We start from the raw sequence: 638 nt of genomic DNA on the forward strand, positions 1-638 counted from the left end.
GTGGAGCATTCTAGGAAGTTGAATATCGTCAACAAACCTTCCGCGTCCGTGCAGTAAACGCTTCGCATCTAAACGTGCTTCAGGCTGACCAATTAATTTAGTCGGTTTATCGAAATCGAACTTAACGCCAGTCATGTTTCAGCACCCACCTGTATTACATCACAAATCGCATCAACGATTGATTGATAACCAGTACATCTGCAGTAATTCCCTGATAAGTGCTCGCGAATTTTTTTGCGATCTGGCTCTCCAATTTTCTCAATATATTCAACGGCGGATGCGAGCATGCCAGGTGTACAGTAGCCGCATTGGAGTGCATTTCGTTTCAAAAAGGCATCTCGCAATGCTGATACCGGTCCACTGTCAGCTAGTCCTTCAATCGTGGTTACCTCGAGATCATCCACTTGGACAGCTAACATCAGGCAGGAACGAACAGTTTGACCATTAACACGCACGGTGCATGCTCCACATACACCATGTTCACAACCTACATGAGTACCAGTCAGCCCCAGATCATTTCTTAAAAAATCTGACAGATTTGTTCGTACGGCAACGTCTCGTTCAATTCGCTCACCATTAACCATCACTTTGATTTTTTTAGTCTGCCCCATTTACATCGCCTCCAAAGCGCGGCGCAC

Annotated in this window: 1 protein-coding gene; it reads right to left on the bottom strand. The window is 45.6% G+C overall.

The genetic code is table 11. The features are described 5' to 3' along the window. Positions 1–131: 131 nt before the first annotated feature. Positions 132–611, bottom strand: a complete 480-nt coding sequence (locus ACR0B3_RS24445) for a (2Fe-2S)-binding protein (RefSeq protein ID WP_340262049.1) — start codon at positions 609–611, stop codon at positions 132–134. Between the last annotated feature and the right edge of the window lie 27 nt (positions 612–638).

Source organism: Ruegeria sp. CE9 (genome assembly GCF_056537425.1).